Raw genomic sequence first — 25378 nt, forward strand, 5'->3', positions numbered from 1 at the left:
AAATCACCAGTTAGCAATTATTCATCAATCCGTCATCACTATTGGGGCTCGTATGCTAAATACTCAATTTTCACCCTGGCCCAGCTTCACTCAACGAGAGGCCGATGCCGTTAGCCAAGTGCTATTGTCTAACAAGGTTAATTATTGGACCGGGCAAGAAGGCCGGCAGTTTGAAAAAGAGTTTGCCGATTGGGCGGATAGTAAGTATGCGATAGCCTTAGGTAACGGCACTCTAGCATTGGATGTGGCCTTACAAGCACTAGGCATTGGTGCGGGTGATGAAGTTATTGTCACCCCACGTACTTTTATTGCCAGTATCTCCTGTGTAGTCAATGCGGGTGCCACGCCTATTTTCGCAGATGTTGATGCCGCCACTGGTAATATAACCGTTGACAGCATTAGCGCAGTACTGACCGATAAGACCAAAGCCATTATCTGTGTCCATCTAGCAGGCTGGCCATGTGATATGGATGCCATCATGGCATTGGCAAATCAGCATGATCTATATGTCATAGAGGATTGTGCCCAAGCGCATGGTGCTAAATATAAAGGCCGTAGTGTGGGTAGTATTGGTCATATTGGCGCATGGAGCTTTTGCCAAGATAAGATTATGACTACCGGTGGCGAGGGTGGCATGGTCACTACTAATGATGAGCAGCTATGGCGCAAGATGTGGGCCTATAAAGACCATGGCAAAAGCTATGCTGCGGTATATGAAAAACAGCATCCACCGGGCTATCGCTGGCTACATGAGAGCTTCGGTACCAACTGGCGCATGTTAGAGATGCAAGCGGTCATCGGGCGTATTCAGCTTGAGCGTATGACTGACTGGACAGCCAGCCGTACTGCCAATGCCCAGGCAATTTTGCAAGCCTGTGATCAGTGGGCAGCTAAAGGTTACCTATCGGTACCCAAGTTAGAAGACACGTCGCAATTTGCAGACTCTAAGCACGCCTATTATAAGCTCTATGTTTACGTACAGCCTGATAACTTACCCGACGGTTGGTCGCGTGATCGTATTATCGAAGAAGTTAACCAACTCGATGTACCTTGTTTTTCTGGCTCTGCGTCTGAAGTTTATTTAGAAAAGGCTTTTGATAATACTGGCCTGCGCCCAGAGCCCAGGTTGCCGATGGCCAAGCAACTGGGCGAGACCAGCTTGATGTTCTTGGTGCATCCGACCCTTACTGAAGCAGAAATCGCGCAAACGTTACAGGCAATAGATACGGTATTTGCAAATATGGACAGCTGTAGTCAATAATAGCTATTTTTTAGCCTTTGTATGTCGTGTGGTGTTAACTATAGTAGGCCTATTATAAAACGGATACAGAGAACATGGCTGTGGGAAATTTTCGGAGCCTCTGGAGTGCAAAGCGCACAGCAAGCGAGGAAATTTTGCCAGCCTTGTGAATTTTATCAAATAGCGCCGTAAAACCACGTCACTTCTAGGGCGTTGATATCAGGCGTCACCTGTTGTCATCTAAACTTGAAACCATCTTGCGAATCCAAGTCATTGAGATCATAATCACCCTATGAAAACGCTCAAATTACGCATCAAAGACAAACACGCTAATCAGCTAAATATCTTGGCTGGGTCGGTTAACTTTGTCTGGAATTACGTCAATGAGTTGAGCTTTAAACATCTCCAGCGCACGGGTCATTTCTTTTCAGCTTATGATCTAAGTGCTTACACCAAAGGCAGTGGCGAGTATTTAAACCTGCATAGTCAGACATTACAAGCCATTGCTGAAACCCATGCTAAATCTCGTAAACAGTTCAAAAAAGCCAAATTAAAATGGCGTACCAACAACCCTAAGTCAAAGCGTAAAAATCTTGGTTGGATTCCCTTTAAGAAAACCGCAATTAAGCATTTAGCCACCCGTCAATCGGGTAAAAAGAGTTTAAAAACCACCCTGCAATTCAGTCTAGCTAAGGGTAAAAAACTCATCATTGATTTGTGGGACAGCTATAATTTAGCGCTCTACACCATCAACACCTGTGAATTGGTACAAGATTCTCGCGGCAGATGGTACGCCTGTATCACCGTTAAAGAGTTTCCAAAAACGGTGTGCGGTGATGGTAAAGTTGGTATTGATTTGGGCTGTAAAGATTCAGCAGTCACCAGTGATGGCGACAAACTACAAACCAAAATCACTCATCAATATGCTGAAAAACTAGCGACCGCCCAACGCGCTAAGAACAAAAAGCGCGTTCGTGCAATCCATGCCAAAATCAAGAACACTCGCCAAGACCTCATTCATAAATTCACCAATAAACTGGTCAAAGCTAACAATCTAATCGTTGTTGGAAAAATAAAATCTAAATCATTTACTTCAAGCAAACTTGCCAAATCCGTCTATGACGCTGGTTGGTTTGAAATTAAGCGGCAACTGGATTACAAATGCGCGAACGCAGGTTGCCACTATATTGAAGTCAATGAAGCGTACACAACCCAAACCTGCTCGTGTTGCGGCTCTCGCCAAGACAGTCCGAAAGGTAGAGCGGGTCTTGGTATAAGAGTGTGGTTCTGTAGTTCTTGTAAAACTACCCATAGCAGAGATGTTAATGGAGCAAAGAACATACTCGCGGTCGGGCTTGACCGTCTTTAGTAGGAATCCCCTTCGCTTTTAGGGAGGGGAGGAAGTCAAGTGGGGCGGAGAGGGCAGACCAGAAAGTTTTAGCTCTTTTACTGATGCGATATTAGGGACGAAAGATAATGGTGGTAATGAGAGAGGAGACCCTGCCAATCAGCTGGCTGGTTTTGATGCTCGAGTACAGCTATCATCGTTAATCAATGTGCCAGCTGGGATTTACGGCCAGTATGTGGGTGAAGATGAAGCCGGTGGCCTACCGGCCAAAAACATGTATCTAGCGGGTGTAGATTATGCCTCTGCTGCTTATGGCAAGCCGTATCAGCTGTATGCTGAGTATGCAGATACCCGTACTAGTGGCGAATCAAAAGGAATATCCTACGATCACAGTACCTATACCGATGGCTACTATCAACAAGGCTATCCCCTCGGTCACGCGTTAGGTGGTGATGCTCAAAGTGTCTCAGTCGGTGGTCGATTATGGCTGAATGAACGTAATTTTATTAACGCAAAATTGCAGCACGCTAAAGTAAACCAAGCGGACGAGCCCATCAATCAGGCGTTTCCAACTACTGATAAGTTAACTGCTATTGATGTGGCTTGGGAGCATCAGTTACGACCACAAGCGCTGATTACCACTCGACTTTGGGCGGTAGATTCTGATACCCAGTCAAGTGACATTGGTGCGGGCATAGGGGTAGAGTTTAAAACTTATTGAGTTTTATGCTTTAATATTTTTAAAATTCTATGTTTGAGTACTTCTAAAATAGGGTCGGTTGAATTTTCAGCAGATCCTATTTTTTTATACGAGAAAAATTAGGATACAGCGCCTATTGCAGTCATATAGTTAAAATACCTTAAAAACGCGACGGTACTGCTGGTACAAGCTTTTTGCAGCCTCTGTCTGCGTAGGCACAGCAAGCAAGAAAAACTTATGCCAGCAGTACGTTAGGTATCGATATTACTTTTCATTGACTATATTGCATTTATGTCCGGCATCGGTGGCAATTGCTCTAAACTAGCGAGCCCAAAAGCATCTAAAAATTGCGGCGTGGTATGTAATAGCGCCGGGCGACCTAAGCTGTCTTTATAACCGTCCTCCATAATCCAACCCTTATCAAACAACTGCCGCAAGATATTACTCGATAGCGTCACCCCGCGTACCTGCTCGATATCACTACGGGTTACCGGCTGCTTATAAGCTACCACACTTAGAGTTTCTAGTAGGGCTTGGCTGAGACGCTGTTGGCGCTGTGGAAACACCCGCTGAATGAGTGCGCTATAGCTATCAGAGACTTGTAAGCGGTAACCACTGGCAGTTTCATTAAGACTCAGCACACCAAGGCTTAAACGCGCTTGTAGCGCTTCTAATGCCAGCTTTAATTCTTGCGTAGACAATGATAAGTGCTTTTTAAGATCATTCGCAGTCAGTGGCGCTTCCGAGGCATGCAGTAATACTTCAATATGGTGGCTGCTAGTGTGCTGTTCACTATTACTTGGTTTACTGTCACTTGGTTTACTGTTACTTGATCTACTGTCATTTTTTTTAATAGGGTCAACCATTATTATGCTGCTCTTTTAAAAAGGGATTTAATATATAAAGTGATTTGAGGTAAAAGGTTTTGATATAAGGCTATTACAAAAAGCTCTATTATAAAGCGAATACTGGGAGCATGGCTGTGGGAAATTTTCGAAGCCTCTGGAGTGGCGCAGCCACACAGCAAGCGAGTAAATTTTGCCAGCCTTGTAAGTTTATGAGCCGTATTTATTTTATTTTGAACTGGCTATAGTGGGATCTAACCAGGTATTACCTCAACCATTGTAAGGTCAACTGACTAGGCGGGCTATCACCGTCACTAGCCGTACTGACTACCCCCACCAGCTGACGTTTCATCAGCTCTAGCACCGCCACAAAGCTAACCACCACCCCGACTTTACCTTGCGACTTATCTAATAGCTGATAAAAGGAGCGGGTGCCATCGCTACTTAGCTGCCTGCTAATACTGGCAATACGATCCGCAAGGGGTACTGTGTCGACTTTAACCGTATGGGTATGCATCTGGTAGTCGGGCTGTAACTGCATTTTAAATAAGCTATCAACTAACAAATTAGCCGAATAACTGGGCAGCTCGGCGTTCATAATAGCTTGATTGGGCATACTGACCATCGCTAAGAACACATCACGCTCAAGGCGTACCAGAGTGTCTAAGCGCTGGCTGGCCCCCTTGATTTGCGCATAGGCTTCTAGGCGTTCAATCAGTTCAGCCTTGGGATCACGCTCGTCAGTTGGGGTCTGCGGCTTGGGTAATAACAGCTCAGTCTTGATCGCAATCAAGGTCGAGGCCATTAATAGGTAGTCACCAGCCAATTCGAAATGTTCAGTGTCTAACTCATTGATATAAGCCAAATATTGCTCAGTAATGGGCAATATTGGCATCTGGGTCAGATCAACATTGTTCTTTTTGACCAGATACAACAAAAAATCCAGTGGCCCGGCAAACTGCTCAAGCCAAATGGCAAACGCTTGCGGCGGCACGTACAAATCTTCCGGCAACTGCTGTACCGGGGTCTGATAAATACGTAGCGCGGTTCGGTCATGCGCATCTGCAGTCACGTTCAAGCGGTTACTTAAGTTTGGCAAGTGGGCGAATACCAATCGCACGACGAGTCTTGTCTAACTGCTTACGACTATGGCGACCGGCCTTGTCTGCGCCCATTTGTAATATTTCTTCTAACTGTTTGGGGTTGGCCATCAGCTCTAGATAGCGTTCGCGGAATGGGGCAATCTCAGTATTTATTTTTTCAAACAAGGCTTGCTTGGCATCGCCCCAACCAATACCGGCGGCAAACTGCGCGCGCATAGCAGCAATTTCTTCCGGGGTGGCAAAGGCTTTATAAATCTCAAATATGGCCGAGTCATCAGGGTTTTTTGCTTCCGCAGGCAGTTGCGAATTAGTGACGATCTTCATAATCGCTTTGTGCATTTGTTTCTCAGGACTGACCTGTGGATTCAGCTCACCAAACAATGGAATGGTATTGCCGTAGCTCTTACTCATTTTACGGCCATCAAGCCCAGTCAGTAAGGGGGTGTCATCATCGACTACCGCCTTGGGTAGGGTAAACAGCGGCTTATATCTATGGTTAAAAGTACCGGCAATATCACGGGCCATTTCGATATGCTGAATTTGGTCGCGGCCAACCGGCACATGAGTGGCATTAAACATCAGGATATCTGCGGCCATCAGCACTGGATAGCCAAACAGCCCCATGGTGACCCCTTGATCAGGATCAACGCCATTGTCCACATTGATATCGACTGAGGCCTTATAGGCATGGGCACGGTTCATCAGACCCTTGGCACACGAGCAATTTAAAATCCAAGCCAACTCTGGAATCTCTGGCACATCTGATTGACGATAAAAAGTCACGCGTTCAGGATCTAGCCCGCACGCCAGCCAGGTGGCGGCAATTGATTTAGTCGACTCATGAATCACTGCCGGGTCATGACAACCGATAATGCCATGATAATCGGCTAAAAAGAAAAACGCCTCATGATCACTATTTTGGATAGACTCAATCGCTGGGCGAATGGCACCCACATAATTACCCAAATGTAGAGTACCGGTTGGCTTAATACCGGTTAAAATGCGTTTCACTGCCGTCTCTGCAGGGTTATTTAAATCATCAGAAATGCTATTGTCGCTCATGAGGGTTCCGTCTTTAATCTATGGTTGTTTATTTTGCATGAATGCTAGGGCTGAGCCAGTTTAAAACAGAATGAGTATGAACATATCGTCAGTATGACTGGGAGAAATTTTCGCAGCCTCTGTCACGCTCGCGAACAACAAGCCAGAAAATTTTTACCTGTTATACCAGATCATCACTATACGAGACCGTTATCATACAAGATCATTACTATACAAGATCATTATCCTGGTCATAGATATCAGTACGACCATTAGGGCCATTTTTAAAGCGCCGATGAAACCACATCCACTGGGTCGGATCAATACGAATCAGCCCTTCCAAAATCTCATTGACCCGGGTGGCATCAGCCACCTCATCATCACTAGGATAGTTATCCAGTTCTGGGGTAATGGTCAGATGATAATGCGGGCGCTTGCCTCTGGGCATATTATCAGGCGTTTGCCGATAGGTATGGAGGGCCATCACTGCTGGCTGCCGTCCTGGCTCGCCCACAGTAGATAAGCGCCGAGTGGCGGTAATAGTGGCTGCTGGTACCCCAAAGAATGGTGCCATGACCCCGTACTTAAGACCATAGTCTTGATCTGGTGAGTACCAGACCACGTGGCCGGTCTTGAGAGAATCGACCAAGCCGCGCATATTGCGACTAGAAATTAATTTACCAAAGATAGGGGCCCGACCGTTATAAATAAACCACTCTAATAGCGCATTATTCTGCGGCCGATACATGCCATCCATCGGGAAGAACTGGGTACATAGCATAGCACCTAGATCCAGTAGGGTATAATGGGCACCCAGTAAAATAACCCCGCGACCCTCATTTTGAGCCTTGACCACATGCTGTAGCCCAGAGATAGAGACCGTACGGGTAAATATATCAGGACGAAACCAAGTGCATAAAGTTTCAAATATGCCAATACCTTGATTGACGAACACCTGCTTGGCCATCAGTTCACGCTCAGCTTCTGGCTTGTCAGGAAAGGCCAATCTGAGGTTAATCAAGGTATCACGCCGCCGCGAGCCGACCATTTTATAGAATAAAATACCCAACTTGCGACCCAGCCAAAACTGCCAACGTAGCGGCAAATAAGCCAGGGGGACAATGATTGCGAGTAGCAGCCATAACGCCCAATATTTAGGCAACAAAAATTGCCATTCAAACGGCATCTTTTTTGCTATTGAGGTTTGCTTATGAGTCTGGGTAATAGTAGGGGTGCCGACCGGAATAGCGGGCGACTTAGCCTGCTTGCTATTTGACGTAGGCGACGCAGCGTTCGGTGGCGTGCCATTTTGCGCAGCAGACTTACTGGGATCAAATTGTTCAGGCGCTTTCATAATAGTGTTACTGATAAATTAAAAATTATTATAATGATGGCGTAGTAGGGTAAGCTTTGCAAGGTAATTTACGCATTGTCATAAGAGGCTATAGTCGATCCAATTCAAGAACGGTACCGTGTGCTGCTGGTATCAATTTTTTGCAGCCTCTGTCTGCGTAGGCACAGCAAGCAAGAAAAATTATACCAGCAGTAGGTTATCTATCGATATTACTTTGCATTGACTATAGTACTCTGATCAATAACCGTAGGCATAAAAAAACCTTATAAGCTGTGACCAACTTATAAGGTTTCGCAAATCTATTGTTTTATCAGCGACTGCTATAAAACGGTTTTTACCCAATAACTATGGAAAAACCCGTAAACGTAACAGCAAGCCGATAAAAAATAGCTTTGATTAACGTTTCGAGAATTGTGGACGTTTACGTGCTTTACGTAGGCCCAATTTCTTACGTTCAACTTGACGTGAGTCACGAGTCACAAAACCAGCTGCTTTTAGGGCAGGCTTTAAGGTTTCGTCAGACTCGATTAGCGCGCGAGTGATGCCGTGGCGGATTGCGCCCGCTTGACCACTAGTGCCGCCACCAGTGACGGTGACATATAAGTCATAGGCACTGATAGAGTCTAATAATGCTAATGGCTGACGAACAACCATGCGCGAGGTTTCGCGGCTGAAATATTCATCCAGTGGCTTACCGTTAACGACGATGCTACCAGTACCTTTCGCTAAAAAGACACGAGCGGTAGAAGTCTTGCGGCGACCAGTTCCGTAATTGCGTTCCATAAGTGATTCCTTAGATGTCTAGTTCTTTAGGTTGCTGAGCTTCATGTGGATGTTCGTTACCCGCATATAGTTTCAGCTTCTTGATCATCGCATAGCCAAGAGGACCCTTTGGAAGCATACCCTTAACGGCTTTGTGTAGAACATCTTCAGGCTTATGTGCAATCAGCTTGGTGAAGTTGGTTTCTTTAATCCCACCTGGATAGCCACTGTGACGATAATACTTTTTATCTTTTGCTTTTTTACCCGTTACCGCAACTTTTTCAGCATTGATGACGACAATGAAGTCACCAGTGTCAACGTGCGGGGTAAATGAGGCCTTATGCTTACCACGTAGGCGGTGAGCGATTTGGCTAGCTAGGCGACCAAGGGTCTTGCCGTCAGCATCGACGACGAACCAGTCATGGGTCACTTCAGCTGGTTTTGCACTAAGTGTTTTCATGATAAAACCTTAAATTTAAAATTCGTTGAGAGTTTGTCTGGGAACGGGGCTCTCAAAAAACAGACTGCACATTATAAGCAGTAGCGCCTACGCTTGCAAGCTGCATTGGGGTTTATTTTCGCCCGCTGGTCATTAAATGCTAATGTTTAACGGGTTTTTTGGCGGTCGCTGTATTTGTAGACGCTCTGGTAGACGCTGTTAATGTCCAAGCGGTCAGCATATGTCAGCATATGTCAGCATTTTTCAGCGTTTTTTAGCATTGTTCGGTATATTGTTAATTTTGGCTACATTATTATGACGATGACAGGCGATAAAGTCCAGCGACAACTTGTCCGACCCTGGTCTGTTTGAGACATTCAAAGCGATAGCAAGCTGGCCTAGCCAAGTTTTCGTTACCTGCAACCCCTGCAACCAGGGTCATGGCCAATTCTGCTAACTGGGGGCTGAGATCTTTGTCTGCTTCTAAATAAATAAGGGTGTCGCTGCTGATTAGGGACTGGTTAATCAGAGCCGTTAAGATTGGCTGCCATAAGTCATCGGCATAGGGTGGGTCAATGAACACAATGTCAAACGGCTGCTGAAAGGCCTGGCTTTGGCCTTGACCTTGATTTTGACTTAACAGCTGCTCAGCCGCGCCCTGCATGATTTGATAGCGCTCGGTAGCAATACCCAGCTGTTCAGCGCTTTGCAACAGCATCTGACTTTGCGCGCGATTGGTTTCGATAAAGCTACAATGCGCGGCCCCACGTGATAAGGCCTCAAAGCCTAACACCCCGCTACCCGCGCAGCTATCGAGTACCCGCGCGCCATGCATATCAGCCAATAACCAGTTAAATAAGGTCTCACGTAAGCGGTCTGGGGTGGGTCGCAAACCGTCGGCCGCAATAAAATTGACACTACGGCGCTTAAACTGGCCACCGATGATCCGTACGTTACCGGCGGCTGTTTGCTTAGTCTTATGAGTACTGTTAGCCGTTTTAGGCTGCGACTGCTTATGTTTGGCGTGCCGTGAGGCTGACGGTTTTTTCATGTAGTTAAAATACCTTATAATTAAAATACCTTAAAAAGCGCTACGGTACTGCGGGAGACAGCGCGGCATCAGCCTGTGCTTGCGCCTGTTCTTTCAGCTCGTTTGCTTGGTCGCGTCTGATATCACTAGCGGCTTTGGCCAATGCTTTTTGCCGTTTAATCACTGTCAGCTGATCGGCAGTCGGCGGCAAGATAGGATCGTTCTTACGTTGTAGGACCCAATAATCAAACAGCGCGCGGCCGATAGGGGCCGCCACTGTACTACCGCCACCGCCATTTTCGACCAGTACCGACAGCGCGATTTGCGGCTCTTCGACTGGGGCAAAACCACTGAACCAGGCATGATCCCAGTGGCGCTTATCCAGGGCTGATTTATCGTAGCTTTCACCTTGGGCAATCGACTTGACCTGCGCGGTACCGGTTTTGCCTGCGATACGATAGCGCGAGGTATAGATGCCGCGTCCGGTGCCGCCCTTGATAGTATCTTCCATGGCGTCATGCATACGTAGCCAGTCGGAGGCCTTACCGTTATAATCAATTTTGCCATCAGGCTTGGTGATGACATCCACCTCTGCCGCGCCGTCACTACTTTTTAACAGATGCGGGGTAATGTGGTAACCCTTGTTGGCGGTCATCGCAGTGGCATTGGCAATCTGTAGCGGCGTGGCTAAGAAGTAACCCTGACCAATACTGACTGAGATGGTCTCACCCGGTAACCAGCCTCTACCATATCTGTCCTGTTTCCACTTGGGCGAGGGCATAATACCTGATTTTTCATTGGGCAAATCAATGCCGGTCTCTTCACCGAAGCCAAACCGCACCATCCAGTCATGTAGGCGCTGAATACCCATTTCATAGGCCAATTTATAATAATAAGTATCAACCGACATCACGATAGATTTTTTTAGATCCACCGTGCCGTGACCGCCACGCTTCCAATCTCGAAACCGATGCGAGTCACCAGGCAGGGTAAAGTAACCGGGATCGTAGATAGTGGTGTTCCAATCGCGTAGACCATAATGGATACCGCCCAAGGCCTCAAACGGCTTGATAGTCGAGGCCGGTGGGTACATGCCCTGTAGCGCACGGTTATACAGCGGCTCGTCAGGGTCATCTCGCAGCGCGTCATAGTCTTTAAAGGAGATGCCTGAAATAAAGGGGTTCGGGTCATAACTGGGATTGCTGACAAAGGCCAGTACATCGCCATTTTTGGGGTCTATGGCCACAATCGCGCCGCGGCGACCATCGAGCTGCTGCTGCGCCACCTTTTGCAAGCCATAATCCAGACTCAAGGTAATGTCATTACCGGCAATCGGCGGTTTGGCCTCTAACTGGCGTATGATCTTGCCATAAGCATCAGTCTCTACTGACTGATAACCGGGTTGGCCGAGCAAAATATCTTCATAAAAGTCTTCGATACCAATTTTACCGATTAGATCGGTACCGGCATAGCGATCCTTATCAATCTTCTGGCTCTCTTTATCGTTAATCCGGCCAACATAACCAATCACGTGGGCGAACAGCTCATCATAAGGGTAGGAGCGGGTCAGCTTGCTTTGAATCGTGACCCCGCGAAAGAAGGGCTTGCGCTCACTAAACTGCGCCACTTGCGACTCGGTTAAATCAATCTTGATGGTGACTGGATCATTCTTACTTTCACTGATCCGTGCCAAAATATTGGTAATGTCGGCATCGGTCAGCGCAAAGATAGGCGCCAGTAAGGTTAGGGTGCGCTTGGGGTCTGTTACTTCATCGGGACTGAGCATCGCGGTAAATACCGGCTGATTGTCTGCCAGTAGTATGCCATTGCGATCATAGATATAACCCCGGCTGGGCGGCGCTGATATCAGCTTGATGCGGTTATTGTCTGCCTGAGTGGTATATTTCTCGTGAGCATAGACCTGCAAAAAACCATAACGCAATAACAAACCACTCAGACCGATGAACACCAAAACCCCAAAAATAGCGATCCGCTGCATAAAAATGCGGTTGATCTGTTCGGTATCGGGTGCATGCGGTTTGTTCATAAAAGGTCAGTACCTAGAAAAGCAATAGAGGGCGATTAATAAAGATCAAGATAAAGGTTGGCGAATAGTCAATCCAATTCAAAAACGATACAGTGCTGCTGTTATAAATTTTTCGCAGCCTCTGTCACGCTTGCGAACAGCAAGCAAGAAAAATTTATAACAGTAGTACGCTGACACAAGTGTATATATTTTTTTCGTAGCCGCTGTCACACCCTGCTATAAATTATAACAGAATAACGCTTATGACGTTGAGTTTAGCCGCTGGATTTAGCCAGGCTGCTGTCAATAACCATTGGCTGACCGGGTAGGTTATTGGTGCTTGATAGGAGACCGCAAAACGTGTCACCAACAGTCACAACTTACCTAGGGTCTAGCGGTGTTAATAGCGAGCAAGTATGCTAATATTAGGCGATTTAATTTGCATTATTGACTAAAGACACATTAACCACCACCATTAACCACCACCGTAGGTCAGGGGTATAAAAAACCATGCTCGCAACTTCAATATGGCAGACATTCGCTGAGCATCCAGAGTTTCTCGCCATGCTGACTATTCCACCAGTAACCGCATTTGTCACCTGGGTGCATGTGTGGATGGCGCTAAAAATGCTGTTCTATCCCATTAAGTTTCGGGGTATTCGCGTACCGCATTTTCCATTCTTTGGCCTACCTGGTATTGGTTGGCAAGGTATTGTGCCGCGCAAGGCTGGCAAGATAGCGGGTGTTATCGTTGATCAGACGCTATCCAAACTGGGCTCGCTTGACGAGTTTTTTCAAGCGATGGAACCAGAGCAGATGGCGGTATTCATTACCGATACCATTGATAAGAATCTTGAAGCTCTGATTGACGAGATTATGCTGGAGCGCTCAGAGACCCTATGGAACAATATTCCTTATGCGCTAAAGCGTCGGATCTATAAGCAAGCGCATCAAGCACTGCCTGGTATCATGAGTTCGCTGGTGATCGACTTGACCCAAAATGTCGAACAGCTGGTCGATATGCGGCAAATGATCGTCAATAAGATGGAAAGTGACCGGCGCTTGATGGTCAATATGTTTCTAAAGGTCGGTCAAAAAGAAATCGATTTTATCTGGCATATTAGTGCGCTGATCGGGCTGCTCTTTGGCATCATCCAGATGTTTATCTTTTTGGTCATACCCGTCCATTGGACCGTGCCGTTTTTTGCCGCGATCTGGGGGCTATTGACCAACTGGATTGCGATCTGGATGGTGTTTAATCCGGTAGAACCGCGTTTTATCTCATATTTGCAGCTGTTTGCACGCCGTCAGACCTTTCCCTTTATTAGCCTGCAATTGCCACACATAGCGACGTTTCGCTGGCAAGGCGGCTTTATGAAGCGTCAAGAAGAAGTGTCGGTGGTCTTCGCTGAGATCGTGGTCAATGATTTGGTGACTCTAGAGAACATCATGAATGAAATGATGTATGGCGAGCGTGCGGCGCAAACGCGTGATCTTATGAAGTCGCATCTTTATCAGGTGTTAGAGTCACCCGTGGTCAATACCACCTTGCGTATGGGTCTCGGTCGCCGGGAGTTTGGTCAGCTAAAAAACACCATTCTTGATAAATCTATCATAGCCACTATGGTACCGATGCGTGATCCTGAGCTCAATGAGAGCCGCGCTAGCAAAATATTTGGTCTGTTTCGAGATCGCATTCGGGGGTTGTCACCCCATGAATTTCAAAACCTGTTGCGTCCTGCCTTTCATGAAGATGAGCTGACCTTGATCGTGTTGGGCGGGTTAACTGGGTTTTTAGCTGGTTGGTTGCACTTAGTTTTGGTGTTTTTTCCCGCCATGCAATAGGGCATTTATAGGGTGATATTGGTCCTATACATAGCCCGTACAACTCAGATATGCCAGCGCAATAAACTGACGGTAATGTACGCGACTGTAAGTGCATTAAACGATACAATTAAGTCACCAAATTATACTATCAAGTTACCAAACACTAATAACCGCTATACCTGCATCACTACTGGGCTCTTTTAAAAGCATTAAATGGCCCAATCCATAACTGTAACGTATTAAGGTAAACAAGGTTAGACCGTATGTTAATAACAGAATTAGGTTATTTTGCCTTGCTGGCCGCTTTTGTATTGGCGATTTTGCAAGTGGTATTACCAACCATGGGCGTCATGCGTGATCAAATCGCCTTGCAGCGTCTCGCACCTAGCTTGGCTTGGGCGCAATTTGCAGCGATGATAACGTCATTTAGCGCGTTAATGGCCGGCTTTTTTTATAATGACTTTAGCCTAGTCTACGTCACACAGCACTCCAATACCTTGTTGCCTTGGTACTATAAGTTATCGGCGACTTGGGGCGGGCACGAAGGCTCGCTGTTGCTTTGGATGACCATCATGGCCACCTGGTGCGCGCTAGTATCGTACTTCAGTCGCGGTCTACCGCTGTCAATGCGGGCGCGAGTACTCGTTATTCTAGCCGCTGTACAGCTGATGATGCTGGCGATGATGATCTTTACCTCGTCACCATTTGATCGTACCTTGCCGAACTTAGCAGTCGATGGGGCCGATCTAAACCCAGTACTACAAGATTTTGGCCTGATCATTCACCCACCGATGCTGTACATGGGTTATGTGGGTATGGTGGTGCCGTTTGCGTTCTGTATGGCGGCATTGTGGGAAGGGCGCTTGGATGCGGTATGGACACGCTGGTCACGTCCGTGGGCGTTAGCCGCCTGGGGTTTTTTGACTATTGGTATCGCCTTGGGCTCGTGGTGGGCCTATTACGAGCTTGGCTGGGGCGGTTGGTGGTTCTGGGATCCAGTAGAAAACGCCTCGTTATTACCTTGGCTGGCAGGTCTAGCCTTGCTGCACTCTTTAGCGGTGACCGAAAAGCGTGGCGTATTCAAAGCATGGACCATCATGCTGTCGATTTTCGCCTTTGCGCTTAGTTTGTTAGGGACGTTTTTGGTACGCTCAGGGGTTATTACCTCGGTGCATTCATTCGCCGCTGATCCGACCCGTGGTCTAGTGATTTTAGCCATTTTAGGTGTGATCGTGGGTAGTGGCTTATTGATGTTCGCGTTTCGCGGCTGGCGTTTGACGGTCGAAAGTCAGTATCAACTGATTTCACGCGAGTCGTTTTTGGTGATGAACAACGTCATCATTCTAATATCCACTTTAGTCGTGCTGTTGGGCACCCTATATCCTATTATTGCTGATGCCTTTAATTTAGGTCAGGTCTCGGTAGGAACCCCTTACTTTAATGCGTTATTTGTACCCTTGACCTGGTTGCTGTTATTTGCAATGGGCATGGGCTCTAATATTCGCTGGAAACAAGACAAGCGTCCATTATTGGGCGTTGGGATGGTCGTGGCTGCCAGTAGCTTGTTGTTAGCAGCTATTATTACTTACTTCGTCAATCCGTCGTCCATGCTCAATATCGGCGTGACTTTATTAGTCAGCTTTTGGGTCCTATTTTGGATGGTGGTCGACTTTAGAGATAAGACCAAAAATGCGCCAAACTTCTTTAAAGGCTTGCGTCAATTACGCCTCAGCTATTGGGGTCAGCAAACCGCCCATATTGGGGTAATTATCGCTGTGATTGGGGTGGCCTTTACCAGCAGCTTAAGTATTGAGCGTGACGTGGCGCTGGGTGTTGGTGACACGGTCAACGTGCAAGGCTACGACTTTGAACTTGCTGACTTCCGTAAAGTGCAAGGCAGTAACTTTGATGCGGTACAAGCGCAAGTGGACGTCACCAAAGATGGTAATCCGGTAGCCACCTTATATCCTGAAAAACGCACCTATATCATCAGTATGATGCCGATGACTGAGGCCGCAATCGATGCCAGCTTGATGCGTGATCTCTATGTCGCATTGGGTGAGCCTATTTCCGCAGACAGTAACCAATGGGCCGTACGTATCTACGTTAAACCCTTGATTCGCTGGATATGGCTAGGGGCGATTATTATGGCCCTCGGTGGTTTAATAAGCATGCTGGACAAACGCTATCGCCTCAAAAAGACCAAAGGTCCAGACCAGGTTGCTGATAATACGGTTGCAAGCAGCATTACGGGTAGCGAAATACCAGTGACCGCGACGGGGGAGAAATAATATGACTACCCCCGACAACAGCCCTGATTTTAAAGGCGGCCAAAATGGCCAGCGTAATAACAGTCAGGGGGTCAAATGATGAAACAAAACCAACTCAAAATATGGTTTTTAATCCCGCTGATCATATTTATGGGGTTAATCGTTATGCTATATATGCGCTTGGGCAAACCGACAGATATCGTCACCAATACCGCTCTGGAGCGTCCGGTGCCGACTTTTGAGCTGCCGTTATTAGCAGATACCACCCGCACCATGACCAATGACAATCTGCCTGACCAGCCATTTTTAATGAATATTTGGGGCTCTTGGTGTCCCACCTGTATCGTTGAGCACCCCTTTTTGATGGCGCTCGAAGAACGCGGGATCAATATCGTTGGGGTAAATTACAAAGACGATATTGGTGACGCGCTCAGTTATCTAAACCAGCGCGGCGACCCATTCTCCATGTCTATTCAAGATTTGTCTGGGCAGTTTGCCTTAGACTTAGGGTTAACCGGCGCGCCTGAGACCTTCATTGTCGATGGCAAAGGTATCATTCGCCAGCATATTGTTGGTGAAATCAATGAAGCCAATTGGCAGAGTCGTATTACTCCGTGCTTGAGCCTGCTCAATGAAGCGAGTAAGAACAACGGCGATCCTGATCCCAGTCAGGTTGAGGAGATGTGCAAATGATAGCGGTTCAAGCAAGAGCGCCACAGTCAAAAGCCACTGCAGCCACAGTTTCGAGGCTATTAGTTTCGAGGCTATTAGTTTCGAGACTATTAGGCGTGATGCTGGCATGTGTGCTGAGCATCACCTCATACGCGGCTATTAACGTCTATGAATTTGATTCCGTTCAGCAAGAAGCCCAGTATCGCGGCATGATCGAAGAGCTGCGTTGTCCAAAATGCCAAAACCAAAACTTGGCCGGTTCTGATGCACCGATTGCCCAAGATCTCAAACAAAAAACTTATGACCTGATTAAAGATGGCCGTAGTGATGGAGAGATTCGGAACTACATGCAAGATCGCTATGGTGACTTTATCACTTACAACCCACCCGTGCGTCCATCGACCTGGATACTTTGGTTCTTTCCACCATTATTATTACTCTTTCTCATTATTGGCTGGTTTTGGCAGAGCAAACGCCGTCAAGTTAGCGCCCGTGGCCAAGATGGCGTAACGGTTGATAGCGCTGTCGAAGCCCTGACATCTGCGGAGCAGGCCCAGCTTGATCGTCTGTTGTCGCGCCCTGATAACACTGATCTTGACATCACAAGCACCGAGGACAAAAAATGACCCTATTCTCTACTGTTGGCTTATTTATTGCCTTAAGCTTACTCATTGCTCTATTACTGGCGGTTATTGTCATTATGCCGTGGTTGCGTGCCGCCCGCGCCCCCGAAAAACCACTAGACAATAAGCTGCTAGACATCAACGTGGCAGTATTTCGTGAGCGGCTAGCAGAACTCAAAACCGACAAAGACAGCGGTACTATCGATGACAGCCATTATCAAAACCAAAAGCTCGAGCTTGAGCGTCAGCTATTAGATGCCCAGCGCCAAATCGCGCCGATGGTTGTTCCTGGTATTAAAAGTCGCATAATCATTACTATTGGTGTGCCAGTATTAGCCGCGATGGCTTATTTATTGATTGGTGACCGCACGCCGGTGTTCGATCTATGGGCTGCTGAAGACAAGGTCGGTCAAGTGGCTGATGACCTATTAACTGGTAAGATTGATCAGCCGCCAGAGTGGGCGATTGAAGACAGCCGTCAGCTGATTACCGCGATGCAGACCAACGTCCACCGTAACGCGAGTGACCCCGATCGTTGGATGCGGCTGTCAGAGCTGTTCTTATCGCTAGAAGCGACAGATTCCGCGCTAGAAGCCTTGTCTCGTGCCTATCGGTTATCACCTGATAACGAACAGATTGCCACCACCTATGCTCAGATTAGCTTTTTTACTAATGAAGGCCAGCTAGATGCCACTAGCCGCCGAGTACTACAAGACGTACTGGCCAAAAACCCAGAGCATGAAGGCGCACAAATGCTAATGGCCATGGGCGAGGCACGGGGTAGTAACTTTCAGCAAGCCCAAGGCTGGATTCGCCGCTTGCGTGCCAGTATCGAGGCCAAGCCCGGCGATCATACTCAGGCATTGGCAAGTTTGGACGAGCTGAGCGCTAATGTCACCGTGCAACAGCAGCAAGCGGCCGCTGGTATCGACGTGACCATAACCATTAATGCCAGTTTATTGCCATTGGTAAAAGGTGATGACGTGTTATTCGTCGCGATTCGTGATGTCAAAGGTGGCCCACCCTTTGCCGCCAAGCGTTTGCCTATTAGCGTTATTCAACAAGGTCAAGCCAATATCAGTCTCAGCGATCTGGATGCGATGATGCCAGAGCGCACGTTAAAAGCGGCTCGTGCTGACCAAGTTCAGTTAGCGGTAGTGGCGCGCATCAGCCATAGTGGCAATGCGCTGGCCGAGTCAGGAGATCTATCGGGTAATCCAGTAGTGATCAGCCCGGATCAAAACCAAGTCAACGTGACTATTAATCAGCAAGTACCTTGATCAATCAGCAAGTACCTTGATCAACAAGCAAGCTATGTTCTATGCTCCGCGCTCTGTGCAAAATAAAAGAGCACGGAGCATAGCAACCTGCTACGGGTAGCATTTTTTTCGCTGGCTGTTCGCAAGCGTGACAGAGGCTACAAAAAATCCATACCAGCAGCAGGGGTATTTTCTAACTTGGATCGACCCTAGCAAGCTAGCAAGCCGGATTAGATAAGCGCTATAACCCAGTTCTAAGTGTTATAGCTTGCTAATCATATAGCCACATAGCCTCCGATAATTTACCTAATATACCAGCGCCGTAGTTGCTTTCTACGGCGCTTAATAGTAGCCAGTGAACAGATAAGTCATGGTAACTTACCGCATCAAGACTAAAAAAACTTGAGATTTTTAAAGCCACAAGGTAAGGTAAGCCTCGTAATTGGCCAATCCCTAAGTTTTATTTATCCTAAAATCCCATATATTGAGGAGAGTCGTGTAATGATGCGTATTATTTTGCTAGGTCCACCAGGTGCCGGTAAAGGTACTCAAGCTCAATTTATTTCTAAACAATATGATATCCCGCAGATCTCAACCGGTGATATGCTACGTGCGGCCATTAAAGAAGGCAGCGAGCTTGGCAAGCAAGCCAAAGGCATTATGAATGCTGGTGGTTTGGTGTCTGACGACCTGATCATTAACTTAGTAAAAGAACGCATCGCTAAGCCTGATTGTATCAATGGTTGTATTCTTGATGGTTTTCCGCGTACTATTCCTCAAGCCCAAGCGCTTGCTGACGCTGACGTCACGATTAATCATGTGGTCGAAATCAGTGTGCCGGATGATGAGATTGTCAAGCGTCTATCGGGCCGCCGCCAGCATTCAGACTCAGGTCGTGTGTATCACATCGATCACAATCCACCCAAGCAAGAGGGTATCGATGATGTCACTGGCGAAGCGCTTATCCAGCGTGAAGACGATAAAGAGTCTACTATTCGTGAGCGTTTAGCGACCTATCATCAGCAAACTTCAGCCTTGGTTGGTTTTTATCAAGACAAAGCCCAACAAGATGGCAATGCTGGTAGTAATGCTCCCGGCTATGACAAGTTTGATGGTACTCAGTCTATCGATGAGGTTAAAGCACAAATATTAGCCGCTCTACAAGGCTAAGTATTGGTAGCCAACGATTTTATTGGATAGTGTAAAAAAGCCCTGCTAATCAGCAGGGCTTTTTTACACTAAATTTCTGTTACTAGGTCTTCTATATTATATTGCTAAGCCTAACCTAGAGCTTATGCATTACCTTCAGCGTCTATTTGTGCTTGCTGTTGGCTTTGGGCATAGGCTTGGTCAAAGTTAACGGGCGCTAACAATAACTGCGGGAAGCTACCACGAGTGACGATGTCGCTAATCACTTCACGGGCATAAGGGAACAACACGTTAGGGCAGTAGGCACCTAAGATCTGACCGATTTGATCTTCTGGAATGTCTTTTAATAAGAAGATACCCGCTTGATGTACTTCTGCGATAAATGCGGCTTCTTCAGCATTTTTGGCAGTGACACTCACGGTCAAAATCACTTGATAATGGTCATCGTCTAGCTTATCTGCATTGCTTGATAAATTGATATCCAGCTCAGGATTCCACTCTTTGGTGAACACGTCAGCGCCAGGCACTTCAAGTGACATATCTTTTACATAAATGCGTTCTAGGGCCAGTTGTGGTTGTGCTTGTTCTTCAGCCATGATAACTCCTATAATAGTGGGTCAAATGTTCGGACAAAATAACAATATCATTCTAATCTTACTTAATCATTCTAATCTTAAAGGTCACTTAATCTCAATGCTTTGTTATTAATATCTTATCTACTGATGATTGCTCACTCAGTCATTGCCCACTTAACTAGCGGAGGCAATGATCAATAGTAAGATAAATCAGCCAGTAAGGCAAATCAGTAAAGCCCGCCAGCAGATTAACCGGCTAGTAGCTCATCAAGCTTACCTTGTTGGTTAAACTGACTGAGCTCACTAAAACCACCGACGAAGGTATCACCAACGAAAATTTGTGGGACGGTACGATAGTTATTGGTCTTTTGCATTAGCGCCCGGCGCTCGTCGCTGCTCATGTCATGCATGCCGATTTCTTCGTACTCAACACCTTTAGATTTTAATAGTTGTTTGGCGTTTGAGCAGTAAGGGCAAATAGGGGTGGTGTAAACTTTAACAGATACAGTCATAGTAAATCCTTAATTTATAAGTGTGTAACGCGATATTCATATTATAGAGAATAGTGTTGTAGAAAATAGTGCTATAGAAAACAGTATTATAAGATTCGATCTGGTCGGCTGCAATCAAGTTAATTACAAGCCTGTATTCGATTGCGCTCATTACCAAAGTGGGGATGGGAGGGCCAAATTCAAGCCAGCAGCCCTTAAACTTGCGAAAAGTAACACAAGCCAAAGATAAGAGACTCGCCACAAAAAAAGACCCGCCATAAAAAAAGACACGCCATTAGGTCGTGTCTTTTTTAAATTAATCAGCCATAACACAAGCCAGTTATTTACGTAAGCTTGGTTTCGCTTTGCCTTTATTTTTGGTCTGGGCGTCCTTGATGCCAACCAAGGGCATACCGGCACCTTGCCAGCCACCGACCCCACCTTCTAGACGATAGATATTGTCTTTGCCAATCATCTGTACCGCTGCGCCTGCTTGCACGCCCACATCGCAGATGATAATCACTGGCGACTCAATCGCACGCACCTCTTCTAGGCTTTCTTTCAGCTGGGTGAAAGGAATATTGCGACTGCCTTGGATATAGCCAGCCGTAAACTTCTTCTTAGGGCGAATATCGATAAGTTGCGCATTTTGGGAGTTGACCATCATGCCTAGTGTATTGGGCGACACTTTTTTGCCGCTACGTTTGTTTTCAATAGCAAAAAACAGTACGGCAAGTACTGCTAAAAGGCCAAATAAAAACGGGTGGTTGCCCACAAATCCAAGCGCACGATCCAAACCATACCTCCAAAAAATAAGCGTTCTATTGAGCTGCGAATACAGCCCAATGATACCGAACAAGGCGCTATTATACCGATTAGGTCCTCTATAGTAAACGTGCGATAACCACCGACTGCATTTGATCGCTGAGGCAGTAGCTATAGTCAATAAAAAGTAATATTGATACATAACCTACTACTGGTATACGTTTTTCTTGCTTGCTGTGCCTAGGCAGACAAAGGCGGCAAAAAGCTTATACCAGCGGTACCGTCGCGTTTTTAAGGTATTCTAACGATAGGGCAATAAGCGCTCAGCCCTACTAGCCTTACTTAAGCTTAAGTAAGCTTAAGTAAGGCTAGTAGGGCTTAGTATCGGCCTCGATCCGCAAAGTGATGAGGTTTTCAACGCGGCGCTGGAGCACCTCGCCATCAGCAACTGCTTGCCATAACGCGCAGCCTTTACTGTTATGAGTGTGGCGGCAATCACGGAATTGACAGTCACCAGATAACGGGGCCAGCTCAATAAAGCCGGAGATAATATCATCAGGGGTCAAATGCCAAATACCGTACTCGCGAATGCCGGGGGTATCAACGATGCCACCTTGGGTCAGGTCATCCGGATTAAAGGGCAATAACCGGCTGGTAGTGGTGGTGTGTTGACCGAGCTGCGAGTTCTCCGAGATAATATTGACGCTTTGTGCAGACTCAGGCAATAGCGCATTGATTAAGCTGCTTTTTCCGACTCCCGATTGACCGGCGAAAATGACTAACTTGTTATCGATATAACGTTTCAGTTCACTCAGACCTTGTTGGTCGTTACTATCGGCGACGTTTTCAGGACAATCAACAGAGGTCAGCACGCTTTCATAACCCAGCGCCGCATACTGGGTCAGCAGTTCATTGGTATTGGCTTCATCATTTTCTGCTAATAGGTCCGCTTTGTTTAACACCAATAGCGGCTGGATACCGGCATGGTGGCAGACCACCAAATAACGATCGATTAAGGTTGGGGCAGCCGCGGGCAGTGGTGCAAATACGATCGCTAGAATATCGACATTAGCCGCTACCGGCTTGAGCTTATGATAGCGGTCAGGACGCGATACTAGAGACGTACGCGGCTTTACCGACTCAATGCGGCCAAAGCCAGTATTAGAATCGGCATTCCAGCGTACTTGATCGCCGGCTGCGAGCATCGGTAGGTTGGTGCGCACATGACAGCGCCAAATATCTCCTAAGGCCAACGCTTGCCAAAATGGCTCAGGGTCATCGGGTGCAATCTCAGGTTGCACCGCTATAAAAGCGGGCAAACTGGTCACCTGTACTTCTAACTGCTTACCATAATGCGCCATGACTACGCCATCCATTAAGCTGTCGTCAATGCTGTCTTGATTGGACAGCTGTTGTTTATCGATGCGACGAATCTGCTGTTTGGTCAGTTTGCGTTGCCGGATTAATGCCATGGGTGGTGACCTATTATAAAAATATTGCTAAGTGTAGCGTGAAAATTTGCTAACATACAGCTTAAAGCGCACGCGCCTGACAGTGGTTTTGTAACGCTTTGGTCCTGATCAATGCTGAGGCCTATGGCAGGCTACTTTTTAGACCATTGACTGTATTAAGACCGCATTAAAAGCCTAATGAATGCAACCTGGCTTGAAAAACGACTGATTAAGTTATCAATTATAGGACACCTTATGAGTACCAGTACCAGCGACCACCCCAACAAGATTAGAATTAAGAACCAAGGTAAAAAAGGGCTGGTATGGATTGATTTAGAAATGACCGGACTCGACACCCTGAACGATGAGATTATTGAGATTGCCACCGTGGTGACCGATGAAGATTTAAATGTCCTAGCCGAAGGGCCAGTGTTTGCGATCAAGGTATCCGACCGTAAGTTAAACGGTATGGATGACTGGAATACCAAGCAGCATGGTCAATCAGGTTTGGTTGATCGTGTACGGCGCAGTACCGTAACTCTGGCCGAAGCGGAAGCTGAAACTATCAAGTTTTTGAACAAATGGGTCGATAGCGGTAAGTCGCCGATGTGTGGTAATTCTATTTGCCAAGATCGCCGCTTTATGGCGCGGCAAATGCCAGAGCTGGAGAAGTTCTTTCATTATCGCAATCTTGATGTGTCTTCTATTAAAGAGCTGTGCTTCCGCTGGCGTCCCGACATCCTTAGAAACTTTGAAAAAGGTGGCAGTCACTTAGCACTAGATGACATTCGTGATTCTATCCGTGAGCTCAAGCATTATCGTCAACACTTCTTTAAATTAATGCCGCAGGACTAAGCTAGTGTTAAGTTAGAAAGGCTATTTTAAACAAAGGTCTGTTGAATATTCAACAGACCTTTTTTAATACAATGAATTTTTGATATCGCGGCTTTATCTGGGCAAAAACTTAAATTCAATCAAGTTAAACTCAGCGCTAGGATCATTATGGTCTGCGTTTACGTCGGCGGTAATCGTACCAATAACCGCGCTAACTTTCGGCTGGCGTGTTTCTGTATCTGATAACCGCCAATCTCCTAGCACGTAGCGGCTTTTGCCGTCAGAGCTGCGATGAATCTTAGGGCGATGGGTGTGACCATGTAGCAGCGCGTCAAAGCTGTAAACGGCTCTGTTGACTGATGCTTCATTGACATCCATGATGTAGGACGCTTTAGTAGTATTGTTCTGCCGGCTTTTATGGCGCATTTTATCGGCAATCGCTAGGCGTTTTTCTAGTGATTTATTGAGTAGATACCATTGAGTTAAGCGATGGCGCATTATTTTGCGAAAAAATTGATATTTTTTATCATCAGTACACAGCGCGTCGCCATGTTCTAAACGGTAACTCTGCTCACCAATAGCCAGCTTATAAGGCTCATAGATGATCTCGCCACCGAATAGACTACAAAAGGGCTGACCTAATAAAAAATCACGATTGCCATGCATGACTAGGATTTCGCAACCGTCTACTCGTAGCTGCTTTAGTTTAGCAATCAGCGGCGTGAGCCAATGGGCTTGCTGTTCTGCTTCTGCTAAAATCAAATAAGCGTCATCACCCAACCACACTTCAAACCAATCGCCTAAAATGAATAAGCGTTTGAGGGCTGGCAAGGCTAGGCAATCATCAAGCAGCGCCAAAAAAGCCTGCACTAGGGCAGGCTCTTCAGGCGATAAATGCAAATCGCTAATGAGTACTTGCCGCACTTCATGAGGGCGGGTGGTAATCAGATGATTAAAATTTTGCATTTATCATAACCTTAAATGATGGCTGGTTATTTATTTAGAAAGTACTTATTTAGAAACTACTTATTCAGAAACTACTTATTTAGAAACAATGGTCGCTGAGTTGATGATAACCGCTTCTTTTGGCACATCAGCATGCATACCGAAACGACCAGTAGGGACGCCGCGCATTTTTTCGATGACGTCCATACCGCTCGTGACTTTACCAAAGACGGTATAGCCCCAACCTTGGGCATTTTTGCCAGTATGGTTTAAAAAGTCATTGTCTTTTACGTTGACAAAGAACTGGCTGGTTGCTGAGTGTGGATCTTGAGTACGCGCCATGGCTAGCGTGCCAGCGTTATTTTTCAGACCATTGTCTGCTTCGTTTTGAATAGGTGCATTGGTGCCTTTTTCATTCATCTCAGCATCCATACCGCCGCCTTGAATCATAAAGCCGTCGATGATGCGATGAAAGATGGTACCGTCATACTGACCAGATTTGACGTAGTTTAAAAAGTTTTCTACGGTTTTTGGCGCTTTTTCTTCGTTAAGTTCGATAACGATTGCACCCATAGTGGTGTCAAGTTCTACTACTGGCATATCTACCATACTGTATTCCTTTCTAATTG

23 protein-coding genes and 1 pseudogene are annotated in these 25378 nt (G+C 46.5%); 10 read left to right on the top strand and 14 right to left on the bottom strand.

What is annotated here, in order from left to right; translation table 11 throughout:
- Positions 1-52 precede the first annotated feature (52 nt).
- From RCH20_RS07035 to RCH20_RS07045, 3 genes and pseudogenes are all read left to right on the top strand, one after another.
- A complete protein-coding gene (locus tag RCH20_RS07035; RefSeq protein WP_327193077.1) occupies positions 53-1261 on the top strand; it encodes a DegT/DnrJ/EryC1/StrS family aminotransferase in 1209 nt (402 codons plus the stop codon).
- A 271-nt stretch (positions 1262-1532) separates the two neighbouring features.
- Positions 1533-2704, top strand: a pseudogene (locus tag RCH20_RS07040) (RNA-guided endonuclease InsQ/TnpB family protein).
- Positions 2698-3309, top strand: a complete 612-nt coding sequence (locus RCH20_RS07045) for a capsule assembly Wzi family protein (RefSeq protein ID WP_327193133.1) — start codon at positions 2698-2700, stop codon at positions 3307-3309. The pseudogene RCH20_RS07040 and the gene RCH20_RS07045 overlap by 7 nt, the downstream one beginning before the upstream one ends.
- 257 nt (positions 3310-3566) lie before the next feature.
- Here RCH20_RS07045 and scpB read toward each other — a convergent pair whose 3' ends face one another.
- From scpB to mrdA, 8 genes are all read right to left on the bottom strand, one after another.
- A complete protein-coding gene (gene scpB, locus RCH20_RS07050; RefSeq protein ID WP_327193080.1) occupies positions 3567-4154 on the bottom strand; it encodes an SMC-Scp complex subunit ScpB in 588 nt (195 codons plus the stop codon).
- 244 nt (positions 4155-4398) lie between these two features.
- Positions 4399-5211 (bottom strand): segregation and condensation protein A, encoded by an 813-nt coding sequence (locus tag RCH20_RS07055; RefSeq protein ID WP_327193081.1) that lies wholly within the window; start codon positions 5209-5211, stop codon positions 4399-4401.
- 4 nt (positions 5212-5215) lie between these two features.
- Positions 5216-6298, bottom strand: coding sequence for a tryptophan--tRNA ligase (gene trpS, locus RCH20_RS07060; RefSeq protein ID WP_327193082.1), 1083 nt, complete (start codon positions 6296-6298; stop codon positions 5216-5218).
- Positions 6299-6506: 208 nt separating this feature from the next.
- Positions 6507-7631 (bottom strand): LpxL/LpxP family acyltransferase, encoded by a 1125-nt coding sequence (locus RCH20_RS07065; protein ID WP_327193083.1) that lies wholly within the window; start codon positions 7629-7631, stop codon positions 6507-6509.
- Between the two features lie 396 nt (positions 7632-8027).
- Complete coding sequence (gene rpsI, locus RCH20_RS07070; protein WP_209958296.1) at positions 8028-8414, bottom strand: 30S ribosomal protein S9; 387 nt, start codon at positions 8412-8414, stop codon at positions 8028-8030.
- Positions 8415-8424: 10 nt separating this feature from the next.
- The gene (rplM, locus tag RCH20_RS07075; protein ID WP_209958293.1) at positions 8425-8853 is read right to left on the bottom strand and encodes a 50S ribosomal protein L13; all 429 of its coding nucleotides are present in this window, start codon (positions 8851-8853) and stop codon (positions 8425-8427) included.
- Between the two features lie 292 nt (positions 8854-9145).
- Positions 9146-9883, bottom strand: a complete 738-nt coding sequence (rsmD, locus tag RCH20_RS07080) for a 16S rRNA (guanine(966)-N(2))-methyltransferase RsmD (RefSeq protein WP_327193084.1) — start codon at positions 9881-9883, stop codon at positions 9146-9148.
- Between the two features lie 40 nt (positions 9884-9923).
- Positions 9924-11909, bottom strand: a complete 1986-nt coding sequence (gene mrdA, locus RCH20_RS07085) for a penicillin-binding protein 2 (protein ID WP_327193085.1) — start codon at positions 11907-11909, stop codon at positions 9924-9926.
- 489 nt (positions 11910-12398) lie between these two features.
- Here mrdA and RCH20_RS07090 point away from each other — a divergent pair, with 489 nt between their 5' ends.
- The 6 genes from RCH20_RS07090 to adk all read left to right on the top strand — a co-directional run bounded on the left by RCH20_RS07090 (position 12399) and on the right by adk (position 19709).
- A complete protein-coding gene (locus RCH20_RS07090) occupies positions 12399-13733 on the top strand; it encodes a hypothetical protein (RefSeq protein WP_209958287.1) in 1335 nt (444 codons plus the stop codon).
- Between the two features lie 245 nt (positions 13734-13978).
- Entirely contained in the window at positions 13979-16006 is a 2028-nt protein-coding gene (locus RCH20_RS07095) for a heme lyase CcmF/NrfE family subunit (protein WP_327193086.1), read from the top strand.
- Positions 16007-16081: 75 nt separating this feature from the next.
- Positions 16082-16678, top strand: a complete 597-nt coding sequence (locus tag RCH20_RS07100; RefSeq protein ID WP_327193087.1) for a DsbE family thiol:disulfide interchange protein — start codon at positions 16082-16084, stop codon at positions 16676-16678.
- Between the two features lie 98 nt (positions 16679-16776).
- Complete coding sequence (locus RCH20_RS07105) at positions 16777-17283, top strand: cytochrome c-type biogenesis protein (protein WP_327193134.1); 507 nt, start codon at positions 16777-16779, stop codon at positions 17281-17283.
- The gene (gene ccmI / locus RCH20_RS07110) at positions 17280-18560 is read left to right on the top strand and encodes a c-type cytochrome biogenesis protein CcmI (protein ID WP_209958283.1); all 1281 of its coding nucleotides are present in this window, start codon (positions 17280-17282) and stop codon (positions 18558-18560) included. Before RCH20_RS07105 ends, ccmI begins: the two co-directional genes overlap by 4 nt.
- Positions 18561-19043: 483 nt before the next feature.
- Positions 19044-19709: an adenylate kinase gene (gene adk, locus RCH20_RS07115; RefSeq protein WP_209959214.1), complete on the top strand. Its 666-nt coding sequence runs from the start codon at positions 19044-19046 to the stop codon at positions 19707-19709.
- 122 nt (positions 19710-19831) lie between these two features.
- Here the strand turns inward: adk and secB are convergent, their stop codons facing one another.
- The 4 genes from secB to rsgA all read right to left on the bottom strand — a co-directional run bounded on the left by secB (position 19832) and on the right by rsgA (position 22991).
- Positions 19832-20284, bottom strand: coding sequence for a protein-export chaperone SecB (secB, locus tag RCH20_RS07120; protein ID WP_209958281.1), 453 nt, complete (start codon positions 20282-20284; stop codon positions 19832-19834).
- A 227-nt stretch (positions 20285-20511) separates the two neighbouring features.
- Positions 20512-20775, bottom strand: coding sequence for a glutaredoxin 3 (grxC, locus tag RCH20_RS07125; RefSeq protein WP_209958278.1), 264 nt, complete (start codon positions 20773-20775; stop codon positions 20512-20514).
- Between the two features lie 319 nt (positions 20776-21094).
- Positions 21095-21550, bottom strand: a complete 456-nt coding sequence (locus tag RCH20_RS07130) for a rhodanese-like domain-containing protein (protein ID WP_209958276.1) — start codon at positions 21548-21550, stop codon at positions 21095-21097.
- A 337-nt stretch (positions 21551-21887) separates the two neighbouring features.
- A complete protein-coding gene (gene rsgA / locus RCH20_RS07135) occupies positions 21888-22991 on the bottom strand; it encodes a ribosome small subunit-dependent GTPase A (RefSeq protein WP_327193088.1) in 1104 nt (367 codons plus the stop codon).
- Positions 22992-23225: 234 nt separating this feature from the next.
- Here rsgA and orn point away from each other — a divergent pair, with 234 nt between their 5' ends.
- Positions 23226-23825 carry an oligoribonuclease gene (gene orn / locus RCH20_RS07140; RefSeq protein ID WP_209958272.1) on the top strand — a complete coding sequence of 200 codons (600 nt, stop codon included), beginning with the start codon at positions 23226-23228 and terminating at the stop codon, positions 23823-23825.
- 93 nt (positions 23826-23918) lie between these two features.
- Here orn and RCH20_RS07145 read toward each other — a convergent pair whose 3' ends face one another.
- Together RCH20_RS07145 and RCH20_RS07150 are read right to left on the bottom strand one after the other, a co-directional pair.
- The gene (locus RCH20_RS07145) at positions 23919-24770 is read right to left on the bottom strand and encodes a UDP-2,3-diacylglucosamine diphosphatase (RefSeq protein ID WP_327193089.1); all 852 of its coding nucleotides are present in this window, start codon (positions 24768-24770) and stop codon (positions 23919-23921) included.
- A gap of 75 nt (positions 24771-24845) precedes the next feature.
- Positions 24846-25358 (bottom strand): peptidylprolyl isomerase, encoded by a 513-nt coding sequence (locus tag RCH20_RS07150; protein ID WP_327193090.1) that lies wholly within the window; start codon positions 25356-25358, stop codon positions 24846-24848.
- Positions 25359-25378: the final 20 nt, after the last annotated feature.

Source organism: Psychrobacter sp. PL15 (genome assembly GCF_035984995.1).
Taxonomy (GTDB): Bacteria; Pseudomonadota; Gammaproteobacteria; order Pseudomonadales; family Moraxellaceae; genus Psychrobacter.

Bases quoted from the DNA above. Each gene is read 5' to 3' on its own strand.
- orn (WP_209958272.1), top strand. From the start codon at position 23,226: ATGAGTACCAGTACCAGCGACCACCCCAACAAGATTAGAATTAAGAAC.
- rplM (WP_209958293.1), bottom strand. From the start codon at position 8,853: ATGAAAACACTTAGTGCAAAACCAGCTGAAGTGACCCATGACTGGTTC.
- rsmD (WP_327193084.1), bottom strand. From the start codon at position 9,883: ATGAAAAAACCGTCAGCCTCACGGCACGCCAAACATAAGCAGTCGCAG.
- secB (WP_209958281.1), bottom strand. From the start codon at position 20,284: ATGGCTGAAGAACAAGCACAACCACAACTGGCCCTAGAACGCATTTAT.
- RCH20_RS07065 (WP_327193083.1), bottom strand. From the start codon at position 7,631: ATGAAAGCGCCTGAACAATTTGATCCCAGTAAGTCTGCTGCGCAAAAT.
- RCH20_RS07150 (WP_327193090.1), bottom strand. From the start codon at position 25,358: ATGGTAGATATGCCAGTAGTAGAACTTGACACCACTATGGGTGCAATC.
- trpS (WP_327193082.1), bottom strand. From the start codon at position 6,298: ATGAGCGACAATAGCATTTCTGATGATTTAAATAACCCTGCAGAGACG.
- RCH20_RS07090 (WP_209958287.1), top strand. From the start codon at position 12,399: ATGCTCGCAACTTCAATATGGCAGACATTCGCTGAGCATCCAGAGTTT.
- scpB (WP_327193080.1), bottom strand. From the start codon at position 4,154: ATGGTTGACCCTATTAAAAAAAATGACAGTAGATCAAGTAACAGTAAA.
- rpsI (WP_209958296.1), bottom strand. From the start codon at position 8,414: ATGGAACGCAATTACGGAACTGGTCGCCGCAAGACTTCTACCGCTCGT.
- ccmI (WP_209958283.1), top strand. From the start codon at position 17,280: ATGACCCTATTCTCTACTGTTGGCTTATTTATTGCCTTAAGCTTACTC.
- RCH20_RS07095 (WP_327193086.1), top strand. From the start codon at position 13,979: ATGTTAATAACAGAATTAGGTTATTTTGCCTTGCTGGCCGCTTTTGTA.
- RCH20_RS07100 (WP_327193087.1), top strand. From the start codon at position 16,082: ATGATGAAACAAAACCAACTCAAAATATGGTTTTTAATCCCGCTGATC.
- rsgA (WP_327193088.1), bottom strand. From the start codon at position 22,991: ATGGCATTAATCCGGCAACGCAAACTGACCAAACAGCAGATTCGTCGC.
- mrdA (WP_327193085.1), bottom strand. From the start codon at position 11,909: ATGAACAAACCGCATGCACCCGATACCGAACAGATCAACCGCATTTTT.
- RCH20_RS07145 (WP_327193089.1), bottom strand. From the start codon at position 24,770: ATGCAAAATTTTAATCATCTGATTACCACCCGCCCTCATGAAGTGCGG.
- adk (WP_209959214.1), top strand. From the start codon at position 19,044: ATGCGTATTATTTTGCTAGGTCCACCAGGTGCCGGTAAAGGTACTCAA.
- RCH20_RS07035 (WP_327193077.1), top strand. From the start codon at position 53: ATGCTAAATACTCAATTTTCACCCTGGCCCAGCTTCACTCAACGAGAG.
- grxC (WP_209958278.1), bottom strand. From the start codon at position 20,775: ATGACTGTATCTGTTAAAGTTTACACCACCCCTATTTGCCCTTACTGC.
- RCH20_RS07105 (WP_327193134.1), top strand. From the start codon at position 16,777: ATGCTGGCATGTGTGCTGAGCATCACCTCATACGCGGCTATTAACGTC.